This is a genomic window from Kribbella sp. NPDC048915 (genome assembly GCF_040649595.1).
Lineage (GTDB): Bacteria > Actinomycetota > Actinomycetes > Propionibacteriales > Kribbellaceae > Kribbella.
On record NZ_JBEZFT010000004.1, the window covers coordinates 78,518 to 96,416 of the forward strand.

The 17,899-nt window shown below is 69.9% G+C and carries 19 protein-coding genes; 12 read left to right on the forward strand and 7 right to left on the reverse strand.

The features are described from left to right. Positions 1 to 20: 20 nt before the first annotated feature. Complete coding sequence (locus tag AB0B82_RS03650) at positions 21 to 1,118, reverse strand: ScyD/ScyE family protein (protein ID WP_360162080.1); 1,098 nt, start codon at positions 1,116 to 1,118, stop codon at positions 21 to 23. Between the two features lie 120 nt (positions 1,119 to 1,238). Beyond that, complete coding sequence (locus AB0B82_RS03655) at positions 1,239 to 2,162, reverse strand: heme o synthase (protein ID WP_360162300.1); 924 nt, start codon at positions 2,160 to 2,162, stop codon at positions 1,239 to 1,241. A 322-nt stretch (positions 2,163 to 2,484) separates the two neighbouring features. Here AB0B82_RS03655 and tkt point away from each other — a divergent pair, with 322 nt between their 5' ends. From tkt to AB0B82_RS03690, 7 genes are all read left to right on the forward strand, one after another. After that, positions 2,485 to 4,662, forward strand: a complete 2,178-nt coding sequence (tkt, locus tag AB0B82_RS03660; RefSeq protein ID WP_360162082.1) for a transketolase — start codon at positions 2,485 to 2,487, stop codon at positions 4,660 to 4,662. Between the two features lie 41 nt (positions 4,663 to 4,703). Then, entirely contained in the window at positions 4,704 to 5,813 is a 1,110-nt protein-coding gene (gene tal / locus AB0B82_RS03665; protein ID WP_360162084.1) for a transaldolase, read from the forward strand. Then, on the forward strand, positions 5,810 to 7,390 hold the full coding sequence (locus AB0B82_RS03670) for a glucose-6-phosphate isomerase (protein WP_360162086.1): 1,581 nt from the start codon (positions 5,810 to 5,812) through the stop codon (positions 7,388 to 7,390). Before tal ends, AB0B82_RS03670 begins: the two co-directional genes overlap by 4 nt. Positions 7,391 to 7,418: 28 nt before the next feature. Further along, a complete protein-coding gene (zwf, locus tag AB0B82_RS03675; RefSeq protein ID WP_360162088.1) occupies positions 7,419 to 8,963 on the forward strand; it encodes a glucose-6-phosphate dehydrogenase in 1,545 nt (514 codons plus the stop codon). Further along, positions 8,960 to 10,132, forward strand: coding sequence for a glucose-6-phosphate dehydrogenase assembly protein OpcA (locus tag AB0B82_RS03680; RefSeq protein ID WP_360162090.1), 1,173 nt, complete (start codon positions 8,960 to 8,962; stop codon positions 10,130 to 10,132). Before zwf ends, AB0B82_RS03680 begins: the two co-directional genes overlap by 4 nt. Then, positions 10,129 to 10,848 (forward strand): 6-phosphogluconolactonase, encoded by a 720-nt coding sequence (gene pgl, locus AB0B82_RS03685; RefSeq protein WP_360162092.1) that lies wholly within the window; start codon positions 10,129 to 10,131, stop codon positions 10,846 to 10,848. The genes AB0B82_RS03680 and pgl overlap by 4 nt, the downstream gene beginning before the upstream one ends. Before the next feature lie 221 nt (positions 10,849 to 11,069). Continuing rightward, the gene (locus AB0B82_RS03690; RefSeq protein WP_360162094.1) at positions 11,070 to 11,882 is read left to right on the forward strand and encodes an isocitrate lyase/phosphoenolpyruvate mutase family protein; all 813 of its coding nucleotides are present in this window, start codon (positions 11,070 to 11,072) and stop codon (positions 11,880 to 11,882) included. A gap of 79 nt (positions 11,883 to 11,961) precedes the next feature. Here AB0B82_RS03690 and AB0B82_RS03695 read toward each other — a convergent pair whose 3' ends face one another. Further along, positions 11,962 to 12,606: an NAD(P)-binding domain-containing protein gene (locus AB0B82_RS03695; protein WP_360162096.1), complete on the reverse strand. Its 645-nt coding sequence runs from the start codon at positions 12,604 to 12,606 to the stop codon at positions 11,962 to 11,964. 27 nt (positions 12,607 to 12,633) lie between these two features. Here AB0B82_RS03695 and AB0B82_RS03700 point away from each other — a divergent pair, with 27 nt between their 5' ends. Beyond that, on the forward strand, positions 12,634 to 12,975 hold the full coding sequence (locus tag AB0B82_RS03700; protein WP_360162098.1) for a helix-turn-helix domain-containing protein: 342 nt from the start codon (positions 12,634 to 12,636) through the stop codon (positions 12,973 to 12,975). Positions 12,976 to 13,018: 43 nt separating this feature from the next. Here AB0B82_RS03700 and AB0B82_RS03705 read toward each other — a convergent pair whose 3' ends face one another. Continuing rightward, on the reverse strand, positions 13,019 to 14,470 hold the full coding sequence (locus AB0B82_RS03705) for an ATP-binding protein (protein WP_360162100.1): 1,452 nt from the start codon (positions 14,468 to 14,470) through the stop codon (positions 13,019 to 13,021). A 69-nt stretch (positions 14,471 to 14,539) separates the two neighbouring features. Here AB0B82_RS03705 and AB0B82_RS03710 point away from each other — a divergent pair, with 69 nt between their 5' ends. Together AB0B82_RS03710 and def are read left to right on the forward strand one after the other, a co-directional pair. Beyond that, on the forward strand, positions 14,540 to 15,355 hold the full coding sequence (locus AB0B82_RS03710; protein WP_360162102.1) for an LLM class F420-dependent oxidoreductase: 816 nt from the start codon (positions 14,540 to 14,542) through the stop codon (positions 15,353 to 15,355). A 146-nt stretch (positions 15,356 to 15,501) separates the two neighbouring features. Next, a complete protein-coding gene (gene def, locus AB0B82_RS03715; RefSeq protein WP_360162103.1) occupies positions 15,502 to 16,101 on the forward strand; it encodes a peptide deformylase in 600 nt (199 codons plus the stop codon). Positions 16,102 to 16,105: 4 nt separating this feature from the next. Here the strand turns inward: def and AB0B82_RS03720 are convergent, their stop codons facing one another. Next, entirely contained in the window at positions 16,106 to 16,660 is a 555-nt protein-coding gene (locus AB0B82_RS03720) for an AAA family ATPase (RefSeq protein WP_360162104.1), read from the reverse strand. Positions 16,661 to 16,691: 31 nt separating this feature from the next. Here AB0B82_RS03720 and AB0B82_RS03725 point away from each other — a divergent pair, with 31 nt between their 5' ends. After that, positions 16,692 to 16,823, forward strand: a complete 132-nt coding sequence (locus AB0B82_RS03725) for a hypothetical protein (protein ID WP_360162106.1) — start codon at positions 16,692 to 16,694, stop codon at positions 16,821 to 16,823. On the opposite strand, the gene AB0B82_RS03730 is transcribed toward AB0B82_RS03725, so the two are convergent. Next, the gene (locus AB0B82_RS03730; RefSeq protein ID WP_360162302.1) at positions 16,813 to 17,379 is read right to left on the reverse strand and encodes a hypothetical protein; all 567 of its coding nucleotides are present in this window, start codon (positions 17,377 to 17,379) and stop codon (positions 16,813 to 16,815) included. The two genes, AB0B82_RS03725 and AB0B82_RS03730, sit on opposite strands and share 11 nt — an antisense overlap. Between AB0B82_RS03730 and AB0B82_RS03735 the strand changes: the two genes are divergently transcribed. Next, positions 17,300 to 17,470 carry a hypothetical protein gene (locus AB0B82_RS03735; protein WP_360162316.1) on the forward strand — a complete coding sequence of 57 codons (171 nt, stop codon included), beginning with the start codon at positions 17,300 to 17,302 and terminating at the stop codon, positions 17,468 to 17,470. The two genes, AB0B82_RS03730 and AB0B82_RS03735, sit on opposite strands and share 80 nt — an antisense overlap. Before the next feature lie 122 nt (positions 17,471 to 17,592). Here AB0B82_RS03735 and AB0B82_RS03740 read toward each other — a convergent pair whose 3' ends face one another. Continuing rightward, a complete protein-coding gene (locus AB0B82_RS03740; protein ID WP_360162108.1) occupies positions 17,593 to 17,820 on the reverse strand; it encodes a hypothetical protein in 228 nt (75 codons plus the stop codon). Positions 17,821 to 17,899 lie beyond the last annotated feature (79 nt).

The following is a 17,899-nucleotide window of genomic DNA, read 5'->3' on the forward strand; positions in this document are numbered from 1 at the left end:
TACCTGACCCAGCACCTGACTCAGTACCTGACTTTGTAGACAGCTCCTGTCCCGAAGACCGGCGCGGAGACGTACAGCCCGCCCCACCGGTCGAACGCCGTACCTCCCGGCTGGACAAGCTGGTTCCGCACCAATTCACGCTTGAACCCGGCCTTGTGGTGCTTGCCCGGGTACTGCAGGAACAGCCCGCCCTTGGTCGGCCCGTTGATCTCCATCTTCAACCAGCTGGCCTTGTCGAGCTCGACGACCGAGAGCACGCCGCGCGGACCACCGGCCAGGTCGACAAGCGAGGTGTACCCGTCGGCGTACCGCTGGCACTTGCCCTTGTACGGCCGCACCGGGTCACACACCGCGCCCACCGAACCCGGCTTGATCCGCCAGATCTGCGACGTTCCCGGCGTGGCCGGCGCACCCCGAAGCTCACCGACGTACCAGTAGCCGTCCGAGCCGACCGTGACCGACGTGGCGACGGCCTCGGAGGGCATCCTCGAACCGGCCGGCGGCAGCCCGAAGGACGGCGGAATGCCGGTCGGAACCTTGACCACGCGCGGCTTCAACCGGGCGACGGTCTTGATGTGACCGTTCGGCCATACCCGCAGCAGGTCGTTGTTCGCGGCGTCGGCCACCAGGACCGTCCCGTCGTTCAGCGCCGCCACACCGAACGGGTTCGACTCGGTCGGCGAGTCGGCCAGGTTGAACGGATCGGGGTCCTTGGCCTGGTACTTCGCGATGTCGGCCACCTTCACCGGCGACTTGCCCGGACGCAGCCGGTACAGGGTCGCGCTTCCTGGCGGGAGTGGCTGACCCGGTTCACCCCCGGCTCCGGTCAGCGCGTACGTCGTCCCCCACTTGTTGGTGTCGATCGCCGGCGGGAATCCGCCCGGTACCTGGCCGAGCTTCACCGTCTTCCGGCCGGTGGTCGCGTACACCGAACCGTCGGTCACGCTGTAGATGACCAGATTCTTGTACGTCGAGACTCCGCGCGGGCCGTTCAGCTTCGAAGCGACCGGCTTGAGACTTGAGTGTTGCTTTCCGTGGGCATCGGCTTGGGTCGTGACCAGTGCCGATGCGGTCAGGGCGAGTGCCGCGACCGCGGCCAAACGTGTTCGTGCCCCCATGTGCTGCCCCCTGCTCTGTGCCTCCCCAGGCGTGGATCCCCCTCCACAGGCAGGACCCCATCGGACCATCAGATCACGATTTGGTCAACGGGGAAGCATTCGGTGCCTGTGGAGCGACGCTCAGTGCAGTAGCGGATCGATGGCAGCAGCAATGAACAGCAGCGCCAAGTAGATGTTCGAGAAGTGGAACAACCGCATCGGCCGCAGCGCAGCACCGTCGGCGCCGGTGTGGGCCCGGAGCAACAACCGTCGCGCCTCGCGGAGGAAGACGAATCCGAGCGCGGCCGCGGCCAGTGGGTACACGAACCCGGTGTGCGCGATCGGCCACAGCGCGAGCGACGTGCCCACCATCAGGACCGAGTACGCCATGATCTGGCGCGCGGTCTGCACCGGGGTCGCGACCACGGGGAGCATCGGCACGTCCACCGACGCGTAGTCCTCGCGGTACCGCATCGCGAGCGACCAGGTGTGCGGCGGGGTCCAGAAGAACACCACCAGGAACAGCACGAACGGCGTCCAGGCCAGCTTGCCGGTGACCGCGGTCCAGCCGATCACGGTCGGGAAGCAGCCGGCGATGCCGCCCCAGACGATGTTCTGCACGGTCCGGCGCTTGAGCACCATCGTGTAGCCGAAGACGTAGAACAGGTTCGCGGCGAGCGCCAGGCCGGACGAGAGCCAGTTCACGAAGAAACCGAGCTCGAGGGTGGCGAGCACCCCGAGGACGATGCCGAAGATCGTCGCCGATCGCGGGCTGACCGCATGCCGCGGCAGCGGCCGCCGCCGGGTCCGGCGCATCTGCTCGTCGATGTCGCGGTCGAAGACGCAGTTGATCGTGTTCGCGCTGCCGGAGGCCAGGATGCCGCCGATCAGCGTGGCGACGACCACCTTCAGGCCGGGCACACCGCCGGCCGCCAGGAACATCACCGGCACGGTGGTGATCAGCAGCAGCTCGATGATGCGCGGCTTGGTCAGACCGACGTACGCCTTCACCACGTCGCGCACCGACGGACGCACCGTTGCTGATACAGCGGGAGCGTCCGGCAGCGGCGTCGGGTACGACGTCGTCGCGGCGGGACGCGGGTCGACGGCCGTCACGAACACCTCGAACAATCTGGGTTGACGCCGGCACACCGGCGCTGACGATTCAGCAGTCTACGACGCCCCGTAGGAGAGTCCTGCCACCCCCCTCTCCTCCCGGGCGCGGGCGCGCGCACCGCCGCGAGGTGTCCGAAAGAAATTCAGCTGGGAACAGCAGAGCCCGGTGAGCTGTTGACATACAGATGAGAGGTGCGCAAGGGCGGGGCACGCTCACAGTAGGCTCGTCCTGGAGCGACATCGGAAGACCATCGAGAGGAGCGCCGCCGGCGTGACGGAGAAGACCAGCCCAAAGCTTGAATGGACCGAGCTCGACCAGCGCGCGGTCGACACCGTGCGGGTGCTCGCGATGGACGCGGTCGAGAAGGTGGGGAACGGCCATCCCGGTACGGCGATGAGCCTGGCACCGGCGGCGTATCTGCTGTTCCAGAAGGTCATGCGGCACAACCCGGCAGACCCGCACTGGGCCGGCCGCGACCGGTTCGTACTGTCGGCCGGTCACTCCAGCCTGACCCTCTACATCCAGCTCTACCTGGCCGGCTTCGGCCTCGAGCTCGACGACCTGAAGTCGCTGCGCACGTGGGGCAGCAAGACCCCCGGCCACCCGGAGTACCGGCACACCGCCGGCGTGGAGACCACCACCGGCCCGCTCGGTCAGGGCGTCGGCAACGCGGTCGGGATGGCGATGGCGGCCCGCCGTGAGCGCGGTTTGCTCGACCCCGACGCGCCGAAGGGCGAGAGCCTGTTCGACCACCAGGTCTACGTGATCGCCTCCGACGGTGACATCGAGGAAGGTGTCGCGTCCGAGGCCTCGTCGCTGGCCGGCCACCAGAAGCTCGGCAACCTGACCGTCATCTACGACGCGAACAAGATCTCGATCGAGGACAACACCGACGTCGCACTGTCCGAGGACGTCGCCGCCCGCTATGCGGCGTACGGCTGGCACGTGCAGGACGTCGACTGGACCCTCGGCGGCACCGGCTACGAGGAGAACGTCCAGGCGCTGTACGACGCGCTCGAGGCGGCCCGCGCGGTGACCGACAAGCCGAGCTTCATCCGGCTGCACACGATCATCGGCTGGCCGGCGCCGAACAAGCAGAACACCGGCAAGATCCACGGCTCCGCGCTCGGCGCCGAGGAGGTCGCGGCGACCAAGAAGATCCTCGGCTGGGACCCGGAGCAGTCGTTCCAGGTGGCCGACGAGGTGATCGCGCACACCCGCAAGGCGCAGCAGCGCGGCAAGGAACAGCAGGACGCGTGGAACGCGAAGTTCGAGGAGTGGAAGGCCGCGAACGCCGACCGCGCCGCGCTGCTCGACCGGCTGTCGAAGCGTGAGCTGCCGGCCGGGTGGAAGGACGCGCTGCCGAGCTGGGACGCCGACGCCAAGGGGGTCGCGACCCGCGCCGCCTCCGGCGAGGTGCTGACCAAGCTCGCGCCCGAGCTGCCCGAGCTGTGGGGTGGTTCGGCCGACCTCGCCGGGTCGAACAACACCACCCCGAAGGGCCAGCCGTCCTTCCTGCCGGCGGAGTTCTCCACCAAGGAGTTCTCCGGCGACGAGTACGGCCGGGTGCTGCACTTCGGCATCCGCGAGCACGGCATGGGCGCGGTGCTCAACGGCATCGCCCTGCACGGCCTGACCCGTCCGTACGGCGGTACATTCCTGGTCTTCTCCGACTACATGCGCCCGTCCGTACGGCTGGCCGCGCTGATGCAGCTGCCGGTCACCTATGTGTGGACGCACGACTCCATCGGCCTCGGTGAGGACGGCCCGACGCATCAGCCGATCGAGCACCTCTCGGCGCTGCGCGCGATCCCCGGCCTGGACGTCGTCCGGCCCGGCGACGCGAACGAGACCGCCGCTGCGTGGGCCGCGATCCTGGAGCACTCCGATCGCCCGGCCGGCCTGGCGCTGACCCGGCAGAACGTGCCGACGTTCCCGCGCGGGACCGACGGCTTCGCCACCACCGAGAACGTGCACAAGGGCGGTTACGTGCTGCTCGACACCGAGGGCACGCCGGACGTGGTGCTGATCGCCACCGGCTCCGAGCTGCAGCTCGCGGTCGAGGCCCGCAAGGTGCTGGCCGAGGAGGGCGTCCAGGCCCGCGTGGTCTCGATGGTCTCCCGCGAGTGGTTCGACGAGCAGGACGACGCCTACCGCGAGTCGGTCATCCCAGCCGACGTCCGGGCCCGGGTGTCGGTCGAGGCCGGCATCGCCCAGAGCTGGCACGACATCGTCGGTGACTCCGGCCGCAGCGTGAGCCTGGAGCACTACGGCGCGTCGGCCGCGTACCAGACGCTGTACGACGAGTTCGGCATCACCACCGACGCCGTCGTCCAGGCCGCGAAGGACAGCATCGCCGCGGCCGCGCAGGTCAGCGGCCCGGGCGTCCCGCCGCGGCGTGCCGCCGCCGGCCCGGTCGGCCCGGCCGACACCCGCGACGCGCACTGAACACCCCTACAACAGAACATTTCGGAAGAAGGCATCGGATCATGAACGATCGCTTGAAAGCACTCGCCGACGCGGGTGTCTCCATCTGGCTGGACGACCTGTCCCGCCAGCGGCTGACCAGCGGCAGCCTGGCCAAGCTGATCGAGGAAAAGTACGTCGTCGGCGTGACGACGAACCCGACCATCTTCGCCAAGGCCATCTCGGACAAGGACGCCTACGCCGAGCAGGTCGAGCGGCTGGCGGCGCAGGGCGTCTCGACCGACGAGGCGATCCGCGTCATCACCACCGACGACGTCCGGGACGCCGCCGACCTGTTCAAGCCGATCTATGACGACACCGAGGGCCAGGACGGCCGGGTGTCGATCGAGGTCGAGCCGGGCCTGGCGCACGACACCGAGAAGACCGTCGAGCAGGCCAAGCAGCTGTGGGACATCGTCGGCCGCGAGAACGTCTTCGTGAAGATCCCGGCGACCAAGGAAGGTCTGCCGGCGATCACCCAGACGCTGGCGGCCGGGATCAGCGTGAACGTGACGCTGATCTTCTCGCTGGAGCGCTACAAAGCCGTCGCGGACGCCTTCCTGAGCGGCCTCGAGCAGGCGGTGGAGAACGGCGTCGACGTGACCAAGATGGCCAGTGTGGCGTCGTTCTTCGTCAGCCGCGTCGACACCGAGGTGGACAAGCGCCTGGACGCAATCGGGACCGACGAGGCGAAGGCGCTCAAGGGCAAGGCCGCGATCGCGAACGCGCGGCTCGCGTTCCAGGCATACGAGGAGATCTTCGACACCGACCGCTGGCGCGAGCTGGAGACGGTCGGCGCGAAGCCGCAGCGTCCGCTGTGGGCGTCGACGGGTACCAAGGACCCGTCGTACTCCCCCACCCTTTACGTCGACAATCTGGTCACCCGCGGTGTGGTGAACACGATGCCCGAGGCAACGATCAACGCGGTCGCCGAGCACAGCGAGATCACCGGTGACACGGTCCGCGGGAACTACGCGGCCGATCGCAAGGTGATCGACGACCTGGAGCGGCTGGGCATTTCGTACGACGAGGTCGTCCAGGTGCTCGAGGACGAAGGGGTCTCGAAGTTCGAGGCGTCCTGGTCGGAGCTGCAGGAGACCGTCACCGCGGCCCTCAAGGCGGCGGCCAAGTGAGCACTCCGAAGGTCAGCACCCAGGGCGGCGACTGGTCCGAGGTCGTCGACAAGCTCGTCGCCGAGAAGATCGCCTCCCGGATCGCCGCCAAGGACGCGACGATCTGGGGTCCGGAGGCCGAGTCCGAGGCCTCGATCCGGCTCGGCTGGGTCGATCTGCACGACACCTCGCGCCCCTTGCTCGCCGAGATCGAGGCGCTGCAGGCCGAGTTGCGCGCCGAGGGCATCGATCGGATCGTCTTGTCCGGCATGGGCGGCTCCTCGCTGGCGCCCGAGGTCATCACCCGGACCGCGGGCGTCGAGCTCGTGGTTCTGGACTCGACCGACCCGAGCGTGGTGCAGCGCGCGCTCGACGGTGATCTGTCGAAGACCGTCATCGTGGTGTCCAGCAAGTCGGGCGGCACAGTCGAGACCGACAGCCACCGCCGGACGTTCGCCAAGGCGTTCACCGACGCGGGGATCGACGCGGCGTCGCGGATCGTCGTGGTCACCGACCCGGGGTCGCCGTTCGAGAAGCTGTCGGCCGACGAGGGGTACCGCAAGACGTTCCTCGCCGACCCGAACGTCGGCGGCCGGTACAGCGCGCTGACCGCGTTCGGCCTGGTGCCGTCCGGTCTCGCCGGTGCCGACATCGCCGACCTGCTCGACCAGGCCGCCGAGGCGGCCCCCGCGCTGCAGGCCGACAGCACCGACAACCCGGCGCTGTGGCTGGCTGCGGTGCTCGCGGCGAGCGCGGGCCGGGACAAGGCGATCATCACCGCCGACGGATCCGACATCGTCGGCTTCCCGGACTGGGCCGAGCAGCTGATCGCGGAGAGCACCGGCAAGAACGGCACCGGCGTGCTGCCGGTGGCCGTCGAGGTCGGCGCGCCGGAGCTGCGCAGCGAAGCGGCCGACCTGACCAACGCGCTGCTCGCGGACAAGGCGACCAGCAGCGTGCCGACGGCGTTGACGTCCGGTTCGCTCGGCGGCCAGTTCCTGCTCTGGGAGGTGGCGACCGCCGTGGCGGGCTACCTGCTCGGCATCAACCCGTTCGACCAGCCGGACGTCGAGAGCGCGAAGGCCGCGGCCCGCGGTCTGCTCGACGCGCAGCCGGAGCCGGAGCCCGCGGCGTTCACCGAGGGCGCTGTCGAGGTCCGCGGTTCCGAAGGCCTGCTGGCCGGTGTCGACTCGCTGCAGGGCGCGCTGGACGCGCTGCTCGGCAAGCTCGACGACAAGGGGTACGTCGCGGTCATGGCGTACCTGGACTCCGAGCGGGACGCCAACCTGGTCGCGATCCGCCCGGCGCTGGCCACCAAGACCGGCCGGCCGACGACCTTCGGGTGGGGCCCGCGGTTCCTGCACTCGACGGGTCAGTACCACAAGGGCGGCCACCCCGAGGGCGTGTTCCTGCAGATCACCGGGGCGCACCCGACCGACGTCGAGATCCCGGACCGTCCGTTCACGTTCGGCACGCTGATCTCGGCCCAGGCGGCCGGCGACGCGGGTGTGCTCGCGGAGCGTGGACGTCCGGTGCTGCGACTGCACCTCACGGACGTCGCATCCGGCGTACAGCAGTTGCTGTCGCTGTTCCAGTAAGCCACCTGACACGGGAGGAAGGCGGCCCATGACCGCTGAGCTCGAAGAGCCGGGGCCGGAGAACCCGCTGCGCGATCCTCAGGATCGGCGGCTGCCGAGGATCGCCGGGCCGTGCAGCCTGGTGATCTTCGGCGTCACCGGTGACCTGGCGCGCAAGAAGCTGATGCCGGCGGTCTACGACCTGGCGAACCGGGGGCTGCTGCCCCCGGGTTTCGCCCTGGTCGGGTTCGCCCGCCGCGACTACACCAACCAGGACTTCGCCCAGATCGTCCACGACTCGGTCAAGGAGCACGCCCGGACCCCTTTCCGCGAGGAGGTCTGGCAGCAGCTCGCCGAGGGCTTCCGGTTCGTGCCGGGTGACCTGACCGACGACGAGGCGTTCAAGCGGCTGCGCGAGACCGTCGACGAGCTCGACGTCAGCCGCGGGACCGGCGGGAACCACGCGTTCTACCTGTCGATTCCACCGGGGCTGTTCCCGGAGGTGGTGCGGCAACTGTCCGAGCACGGCCTGACCGACGAGCGGCCGGGATCGTGGCGGCGGGTGGTGATCGAGAAGCCGTTCGGTCACGACTTGAAGAGCGCCCGTGAGCTGAACCAGGTGGTCGAGTCGGTGTTCCCGCCGGAGGCGGTGTTCCGGATCGACCACTACCTGGGCAAGGAGACGGTGCAGAACATCCTCGCGCTGCGGTTCGCGAACATGATGTTCGAGCCGATCTGGAACAGCAACTACGTCGACCACGTGCAGATCACGATGGCCGAGGACATCGGCATCGGCGGCCGCGCCGGGTACTACGACGGCATCGGCGCCGCCCGCGACGTGATCCAGAACCACCTGCTCCAGCTGCTCGCGCTGGTCGCGATGGAGGAGCCGGTCAGCTTCGACGCCTGGTCGCTGCGGCAGGAGAAGAAGAAGGTGCTGAACGCCGTCCAGCTGCCCGCGCGGCTGGACCTGCACACGGCCCGCGGTCAGTACGCGGCCGGCTGGGCCGGCGGCGTCAAGGTCAAGGGGTACCTCCAGGAGGACGGCATCCCGCAGGACTCGGCGACCGAGACCTTCGCGGCGCTGCGGGTCGACGTGGACACCCGCCGCTGGGCCGGTGTGCCGTTCTACCTGCGGACCGGCAAGCGGCTCGGCCGCCGGGTCACCGAGGTCGCGGTGATGTTCAAGCGCGCGCCGCACCTGCCGTTCACCAAGACCGAGACCGAGGAGCTCGGCCACAACGCGCTGGTACTGCGGATCCAGCCGGACGAGGGCATCACGGTCCGCTTCGGCGCCAAGGTGCCCGGGACCGCGATGGAGATCCGCGACGTGAACATGGACTTCCAGTACGGCGGTTCGTTCACCGAGTCCTCCCCCGAGGCGTACGAGCGGCTGATCCTCGACGTACTGCTCGGCGACCCGCCGCTGTTCCCGCAGCACACCGAGGTCGAGCTGGGCTGGAAGATCCTCGACCCGGTACTCGACTACTGGGAACGCCACGGCAAGCCGGAGCAGTACTCGTCCGGCGGCTGGGGCCCCGACTCCGCCCACGAGATGCTCGCCCGCGACGGACGCGCCTGGAGGCGGCCATGATCATCGACCTGACCGACACGACCGCGAGCGAGATCGCGTCCGCGTTGCTGCGGGCGCGGCGGAACGCGGGGTCGCCGGCCATGGGCATGGTCGGGACGATCGTGGTCGTCGTCGACGAGGCGTCGCACCACGACGCGATGAAGGCGGCGAACGAAGCCGGCCGAGAACACCCCTCGCGGGTCCTGGTCGCGATCCTGCGGCCGGGCCGCGGACCGTCCGGGCTGGACGCCGAGGTGCGGGTCGGCGAGGGCATTCCCGGCGAGGCGGTGCTGTTGCGGCTGCACGGCGAGCTGGCCAAGGTGCCGGAGTCGGTCGTCACGCCGTTGCTGCTGCCGGACTCCCCCGTCGTCGTGTGGTGGCCGGGCGGCGGTCCACGAATTCCCGCGGAGGATCCGATCGGCCGGCTCGGCCGGCGCCGGGTGACCGACGCGGCCGCGACGCGCCGGGCCTCGGTGGACTACACGGTGCGGGCCGAAGGGTACGCACCGGGTGACACCGACTTCGCATGGACGCGGCTGACGCCGTGGCGGGCGCTGATGGCCGCGGCCCTCGACCAGTACCCGACGACAGTGACCGGTGCCGAGGTCGCGGCGGCGAAGGGCAACCCGAGCGCCGACCTGATGGCCGCGTGGCTGCAGTCGCGACTGAAGGTGCCGGTCGAGCAGCGCACCTCACGCGGGCCGGGTGTGACCGCGGTTCGGCTGTTCACGCCGACCGGTCCGATCGCGCTGACCCGCCCCGACGGTTCGGTCGCGACGTTCAGCGTGCCCGGCCAGCCCGATCGTCCGGTCGCGCTCAAGCGCCGTACGACGGCGGAACTGCTCAGCGAGGAACTGCGCCGGCTGGATCCGGACGACGTGTACGCGAAGGCGCTCGCGGCGCTGGTCGAGCGGGACGCGTTGCCGGCCGAGGCCAAGAAGGTCGGCGAGACCGCGCGCAGATCCTCGGCCGCGAAGGCGACGGCCGCCGGGAAGAAGGTCGCGGGCAGCAAGTCTCCGTCGGCGAAGAAGGCTGCGACGGATTCCCAGCGGAGCGCGCTGAAGAAGACTGCCGCGAAGAAGAGCGCGGCGAAGAAGAGCGCGGCACCGAAGACGGTTGCCAAGAAGAGCGCGGCAGCCAAGTCGGTGGCCAAGAAGACAGGTGCGAAGAAGGCGGCGGCGAAGCGATGACTGTGGATCCGGAACTGGTGATCCGTCCCGATGCCGAGGACCTCGCGTTCTCGGTGGCGTCCCGTTTCCTGACGGCGATCGTGGACCGGCAGAGCACCGGGGACATCGCGCACGTGGTGCTGACCGGCGGTCGGGTGGCGGCGGCGGTGTACCGCGCGGCGGCCGAGTCGCCGGCCCGCGAACAGGTCGCGTGGAAACGCGTCGAGTTCTGGTGGGGAGACGAACGCTTTCTGCTGGACGGCGACCCGGAGCGCAACGAGACGCAGGCGCGGGACGCGTTCCTGTCGAAGCTCGACGTCGACCCGGCCCGGGTGCATCCGATGCCCGCGGACACCGGGCAGGGCGCCGAGGCGGCGGCAGCGGCGTACGCCGAGGAGCTGGCCGCGGCCGGGTCGCCGACGTTCGACGTGCTGATGCTCGGCGTCGGCCCGGACGGGCATGTCGCCTCGCTGTTTCCGGGTTATCCGCAGCTCGGCGTGACCGACAAGGCGGCGGTCGCCGTCCACGACTCGCCCAAGCCGCCGCCGACGCGCGTCTCGCTGACGCTGCCGCAGCTCAATCGGGCGCGGGAGGTGTGGTTCGTGGTCGCCGGCGAGGACAAGGCCGAGGCGGTCGCGAAGGCGCTCGGCGAGCAGGACGTCCCCGCCGCGCTCCCGAAGGGGCGGAACCGCACGCTCTGGCTGCTCGACGAAGCCGCCGCGTCGAAGCTCGGGTAGCGGCCCTTGTGCTCGGCTCGGCTCGGCTCGGCTCGGAGGCGGACGCCCACCACTCACCAACCGATCGATCGGACCCGCTGCGTCGAGCGTTTGAGCGTGAACGGCGGCGTGTGCCCGAGGTTGGTGAGTGGTGGGCGTCCGCCTTCCTGCCGCAGTCGCGGGCGCCGGCGACGGTCGGCGGTTCGGCGGACGCCGAAGTGTGTCGGTGACAGACTCGCTGCATGACGACGTTTCGCGAGCTGCACACCGCACCCTTCGTGATGCCGAACGCATGGGATGCCGGGAGTGCCGTGCTGCTCCAGGCGTCCGGTTTCCCGGCGATCGCCACGACCAGTGCGGGTATCGCGTTCTCGCTGGCCAAGGGCGATCACACGCTGCCGGACGGTGCGCCGGCGGTGACGCGGGAGCAGATGTTCGACCGGATCCGCGAGATCACGGCCGCGAGCGCGGTACCGGTGAACGGCGACCTCGAGGACGGGTACGGCGCTGATCCGGCGAAGGTCGCGGAGACGATCGCGCTCGCGCGCGAGGCCGGACTGGCCGGCGGGAACATCGAGGACTACGACGGCCGCTGGCTGTACGACGTGGACCTCGCCGTCGAGCGGATCATCGCAGCGCGGGAGGCGGCGGGGCCGGACTTCGTGCTGACCGCGCGCACCGACGGGCAGTTGCTCCGGACACCGACCTCGTTGGCGGACTCGATCGACCGGGCGAACCGTTTCCGCGCCGCCGGCGCCGACTGCCTGTACGTTCCCGGGGTCGCCGACCTCGACGCGATCCGCACGCTGGTCAGGGAGATCGACGGCCCGCTGAACGTCGTCCTCGGCCTCGGCCCGTCCGCGTTGACCGTCGCCGAATTGCAGTCGGTCGGCGTGACGCGGATCAGCCTCGGCGGCTCGATCGCGCGGGCAGCACTCGGCTTCATCCGCCGCAGCGCGGAGGAGCTCGCGACCCACGGCACCATCAACTTCGCCGCTGGGCAGATCCCGCACGCTGCCCTGAACGAGCTCTTTGCGCGATCAGCCAAAGGGTGAACGCCGGTCCGGGGGTGAACGCTAGGCCGGATGCCGTCCGGCCTGGGCGGGGAGGTGCCTGCTGTTCCCGGTCTGGAGCCTACGGCCGGCCGGGCGGGACCGTCCCGACCGCCAGGTCCAGCGGCGGGAACATGGCGCGGACGTCTCCCCCGCGCACCCAGATTCCGATCGCCAGCGCCGCGGTTGCCTCGAGCAACTTCGCGCGGCGCAGTCCGCCGGCGCGCACCGGCGTACATCCGAGGTCTGTCACCAACTCCGCGACCTGATCGACGCCGTCGTCGCCACACAGCGGGACGCCGAGGCCGGCGGGTGGGTTTCGCCAGACGAGATCGGGGGCCAGGTTGAACGCCTTCACCACGTGGACGCCGGGTGCCGCCGCCGCGATCGCCTCCGCCGTCGCCGGATGCGCCAGCGTGAAATCGCTGTGATCCAAGGCGTTCGTGCAGTCGATCAGCGTCGTCCCGGCGGGCACCACGGTCGCGACGTCGACGGCCACCTCGGCGGGTACGGCGAGCAGCACCACCTCGGCGTACGCCGCCTCCGCCAGCGATCCGCTCGTCGCGCCGATCCGTTTGGCGACGTCAGCGGCACGCTCGGGCGAGCGGCCGCCGATCATCACGTCGTGCCCCTTGGCGACCCAGTGCGAGGCCAGCGCCTCGGCCATCATTCCGTTGCCCAGTGTTCCAATTCGCATGCCGTCGACGGTAGGTACTTCGATACGCACCCGGTGGTGCCTTTCGGCCGACGCACAATGGACGGCGTGAGATTCTTCGCCGACTGCCAGGCCCGCGTCGCCGTCGAGCTGATCAGCGGACGGTGGTCGATGGTGGTGCTGTACGCGCTCGCGGAAGGCCCCGTCCGGCCCGGCGAACTCCGCGAGCAGATCGGCGGGATCAGCCAGAAGGTGCTCACCGAGACGCTCCGCCGCCTCGAGCGCAACGGGCTCGTCCAACGCGACCGCTACGCCGAGGCCCCGCCCCGCGTCGAGTACTCCCTCACCGCGGCAGGTGCCGACCTGCTGACCCCGATCCGCGCACTCGGCGACTGGGCCGCCCAGTACGCCGACCAACTGCCGACCGGGAACGAACCGTAAAGGGGGCGACACCCGACCATGCTCGGCTACCTGGCGGCCTACTTCAGCGGATAAGGCCCTTGTAGACCCCAGGCATCGGGCCTGGTGCGGTGTCCACGCCGGGATCTGTTGTTGTCGCGTGGCCTGAAGGTCCGGCGTTGGCGCCGAGCAGGCGGCGGGTGAGCAGGTCACGGGCGGACAGGAGCTCTGCGGTGGCTGCTCGGATGTGTGGGTCGCCCGGTGGTTCGTCCGCCTCGGCAGCCAGCAGCACGGTCCGGCGTACCAGTTCCTTCATGAACGACGCCGTCGTACCGGCCGACTGTTCGACGACCTCGTCGACCACCTCGGGCGTGAGGTCCAGATCAGGGCCGTACAGCCGCAGCAGGCGAGCCCGCCCCTGCTCGTCCGGGAGCGGTACCTCGACCGCCAGGTCCACCCGCCCCGGCCGTTGCGCGAGCGCCGGCTCCAGCAGGTCCGCGCGGTTCGTGGTCAGCACGAACGCCACATCCGCGTCCGCCGCGAGCCCGTCCATCTCGTTGAGCACCTGGAACAGCAACGGATTCCCCATGCCGTGCAGGTCCCGGGCCTCCGCCACGAGATCACAATCCTCGAGTACGACGATGGCCGGCTGCAGCACCCGCGCCAGCGAGCAGGCCTGCGAGATGTACTGGATGCTCGTCCCGGCGAGCAGTACGACGGTGAAGTCCGGCAGCCGTGACTGCAGATACCTCACGGTGTGCGTCTTCCCCGTTCCGGGTGGTCCGTACAGCAGCACGCCACGCCGTAGGTGCTGCCTCGCCGCCAGCAGAGTCTCCCGCTGCTCGGCGATCCCGATCACCGCACGTTCGACCCGCTCCAGGACGCCGTCGGGAAGAACGACGTCGGCCCGCGTGATCCCCGGCCGGCGGTACAGCCGGAACGGACCGGTGCCGCGCTCGAACTCGTGCCCCTCGAACGACACCACCTTTCCGCGGAAGACGTTGTGCTCCCGGATCAAGTCGGGCAACGCCTCGAGGAACCGGTCGCCCGCCGCCTTCTCCGCCGCCAGGATCTCCAGGTCGACGTTCATCCGCCCGTACTGCGGATTCGCGGCCCGCAGCAGCGCGACGTACCGATCCACGCCCCGCACGCCGAGGTAGAACCCGAACGCGACGCAGTCCAGCTCCTCGTCGACGTCGATCGGCAGCCGCTGGTAGTCGACCGCTCCGACTCCGAACCGGTCGTAATCCGCCAGCTCCAGCAACTCACCGAGTGAGTGGTGCGCACGATTCGCCCCGGCCAGCCCGAGCACCTCGTAGGAGTCGAACCACGCCTCGACTGCCCGCTGCACGTTCGGCAGGTCGTAGGACGGGTACGCCGACGCCACGACCGGCACCTGCTCCGGCTCGACCCCGAGATGGTCGCGGAGCCGGTCCCGCAAGTTCTCCCGGGCGGGCCGGGACGTGCCGGCTACCTGCATCCGCTCCAGGAAGCGCGTGAAGAGCCGCGCGAACTCGTCGACATCGATGTCCGTCATCCCGCCGTACCCCCTCCGCGATGCGGGCTATCCGGAGGGTCCTCCGTAACGCCCGATAGGATCATCAGCATGACAGCTTCCGATTCCACCGACCGGCCGTACGCTGCCTTCCCCGTACGGATCGGTCTGCAGGTCCAGCCCCAGCACGCCCAGTACGCCGACATCCGGCGGACCGTGGCAGCGGCCGAGGAGATCGGCGTCGACGTCGTCTTCAACTGGGACCACTTCTACCCGCTCAGCGGCGAGCCCGAGGGCCTGCACTTCGAGTGCTGGACGATGCTGGCGGCCTGGGCCGAGGCGACCGAGCGGGTCGAGTTCGGCGCGCTGGTGACCTGCAACTCCTACCGCAACCCCGACCTGCTCGCCGACATGGCGCGCACGGTCGACCACATCAGCGACGGCCGGCTGATCTTCGGTATCGGCTCCGGCTGGTTCGAGAAGGACTACGACGAGTACGGCTACGAGTTCGGTACGGCGGGCGGCCGGCTGGACGCGCTCGGCGAGGCGCTGCCGCGGATCGAGCAGCGCTGGCAGAAGCTCAACCCGAAGCCGACCCGGGACATCCCGGTCCTGATCGGCGGCGGCGGCGAGAAGAAGACCCTCAAGCTGGTCGCCAAGCACGCGAACATCTGGCACGGCTTCGGCGACGCCGAGACGCTCGCACACAAGCACTCCGTCCTGGACGAGCACTGCCGCACGCTCGGCCGCGACCCGGGCGAGATCGAGCGCTCGGCCGGCGTCGGCGACAAGTCCCCGGAGGACATCGGCAAGTCGCTGCTCGACGTCGGCACCCGCCTGTTCACGGTGTCGTCGTCCGGCCCGGACTACGACCTCGGCCTGCTCCGCGAGTGGGTAACCTGGCGCGACGAGATCAACGCGAAGTAATCCGAGCCCGCCCACTGGCGGGTTGTAGTTCCGCTGGCGGGTTACACAAGCCGTCAGCCGGCAAGCAACCCGCCAGCCGGACGGGATCCGGAGCGCTGGTGCGGGCGGGATCGGGAGCACCGGTGCGGGCGGCTAGGATTTCGGGCATGTCTACGTTGCCTGGGAACGGTTCGGTGCGGCCCATCACCCGCTGGGGTACGGACGTCATGCACCGGGTCAATCAGCCGGTCACCGACTTCGGCGAGGAGCTGCAGACGCTGGTCGCCGACATGGTCGCGACGATGCGCGCGGCCGAAGGAGTCGGGCTGGCCGCGAACCAGGTCGGTGTCGACCTGCAACTGTTCGTCTTCGACTGCCCGGACAAGGACGGCAACTACGTCCAGGGCGTCGTCTGCAACCCGAAGCTCGAGCTCCCCGAGGGCAAGGACCGCAACCTGGACGAGGGCGACGAGGGGTGCCTCTCGCTGCCGGGCGCGTTCACCAAGTGCGCCCGCCCCGACTTCGCCCGGGTGACCGGCGTCGACCACCACAATCAGCCGGTCACCTACGAGGGCAACGGCCTGCTGGCCCGCTGCCTGCAGCACGAGACCGATCACACGCAGGGAATGGTGTTCGGCGACCGCCTGTCCCGCAAGTACCGCAAGCGCCTGTTCGCCGAGGCCGAGGAGTTCGCCCCGGACTACCCGGAGGACTGGCCGGTCACCCCGATGGTCGACCACAGCCACGAGGACTCCCCCGCCACCTGAATCGCTACCAGCGGGCCCGGTCGAGGTCGGCGAGAATCTGCGCGGTGGTCTCGGCCGGCGTCTGGTTGCTCGTGTCGATCCACAGCCCGCGCCGCGGCGTGGCGTCGACGTCCGGTTGAAACGCCCGTACGGCGTCCTCGAGCGAGCCACCGTCTCGCTGCCAATCGCGGTACGCGTTCCCACCGCCGCGCCCGACCTCGCGCCGCACGACCGACTCGACCGACGGCACCAGCACGACCAGGTACTTCGCCACGTCGCGCAGTTGTGAGAACCAGCGGTCGACGTGTGAGCCGAGGATGATGTCGCTGCAGACGAAGTCGAAGCCGTTGTCGGCGTAGTGCTGTGCGACCAGCGCGCTGGCGTCGTACCGCAGCTCCAGCTGCCGCAACGCCTCCGCCGAGGGCGACGGCGTCATGATCTCGGCGCCGGCGACGACCCCGCGGTAGAACACGTCCCCGTCCAGCGTCGCGGCCGGCGGTCCGAGCCGTGCGGCCAGCAGCGGCGCGACCGTCGACTTCCCAGCGGCCTGCATCCCGGTGACCAGTACTACTTTCGGCATGTGGTCATGCCATCACGGTCGTCAACCCTTTTTGACCGCGTGGGCGGCGTTCCACAGTACGGCGCGGTTCAGGCGGTTCGGGTACTCGGCCAGTACGGCGTCGTACAGCTCGACCGCCGTACTCGTCGTCGACTGCGCGGCGGCGAACGTCTTCAGGTACTGACGCGTCTCGTCGATGTAGCGTGGATCGTCGGACGCGTCCGCCTGCCGATGACCCGAGACGACCGCGACCGGATGCAGGGCGTCCAGCTTGTCCAGCGCGGCCAGCCACTGGTCGATGCCACCGGCAACCGACTCGGCGAGGTACGGGTGCACCTCGTCGTAGACCGAGTCGCCCGCGACGACGAGGCCGATCGACGGCACGTACAAGGCCGACGTGGCGTCGGTGTCGGTGTGACCGAGGTCGACCGCGACCAGCTCGGCGCCCTCCAGCGTGAAGGTGCCGTCCTCGAGCGGTTCGGCGACGACGAACCGCTCGGGCAGCTGTCCCGGGAACTTCGGCCGCCAGAAACCGTCGAGCCAGGCCGGGCCGACCTGCTCACGCATCGCCTTGGCGACCGACGGCAGCGCGACCACCCGCGCGGCCGGGAAGCGGTCGAGTACAGGCGCGGCCCGAAGAAGTGGTCGCCGTGGCCGTGCGTGACGAAGATCGTGGTGAGGTTCTTCCCGGTGGCCGCGATCCAGCCGGCCAGGTCCTCGCCCTCGGCCTGGGTCATCAGCGGGTCGACCAGGACGGCGTCGCGCTCGCCCTGGATCAGGGTCGCCGCGGTCGGCGACCACATCCGCCGGACCTCGCCGGGCGGCAACTGATCGGCGACGGCTTGCTTGGAGGGGGCTACGTAGGTCGTGTAGGTCAGGTTCGTCATGCGACCAGCGTCGAACTTCCGACCGGCGCGGAGAAGGCCGGGACTTCCTGGGTGCGGCGCACCCAGTCAGCCGGCGAGTCGCGCCAACGCCTCGGCGCTCGGGCTGCCCGGCTCCGCGGTGCCGACGAGGAGTTGCTGGCCGGGCGCGGCCCGGACGTCGAAGGTTTGGTAGGTCAGCTCGATCCGGCCCACCTGCGGGTGGTGGAAGATCTTGTACGCCCGGCTGAAGCCCCGCGCGGTCCGGTCCTCCCACAGCTTGCGGAACTCGGGTGACGTCTCCGACAGATCGTCCACGAGCGCATCGATCCCGGCGTCGTTGCGCGAGCCCGTTCAGGACCTGGGCCGACGGATGCCGCTCGCGGCCTTGTTCGAG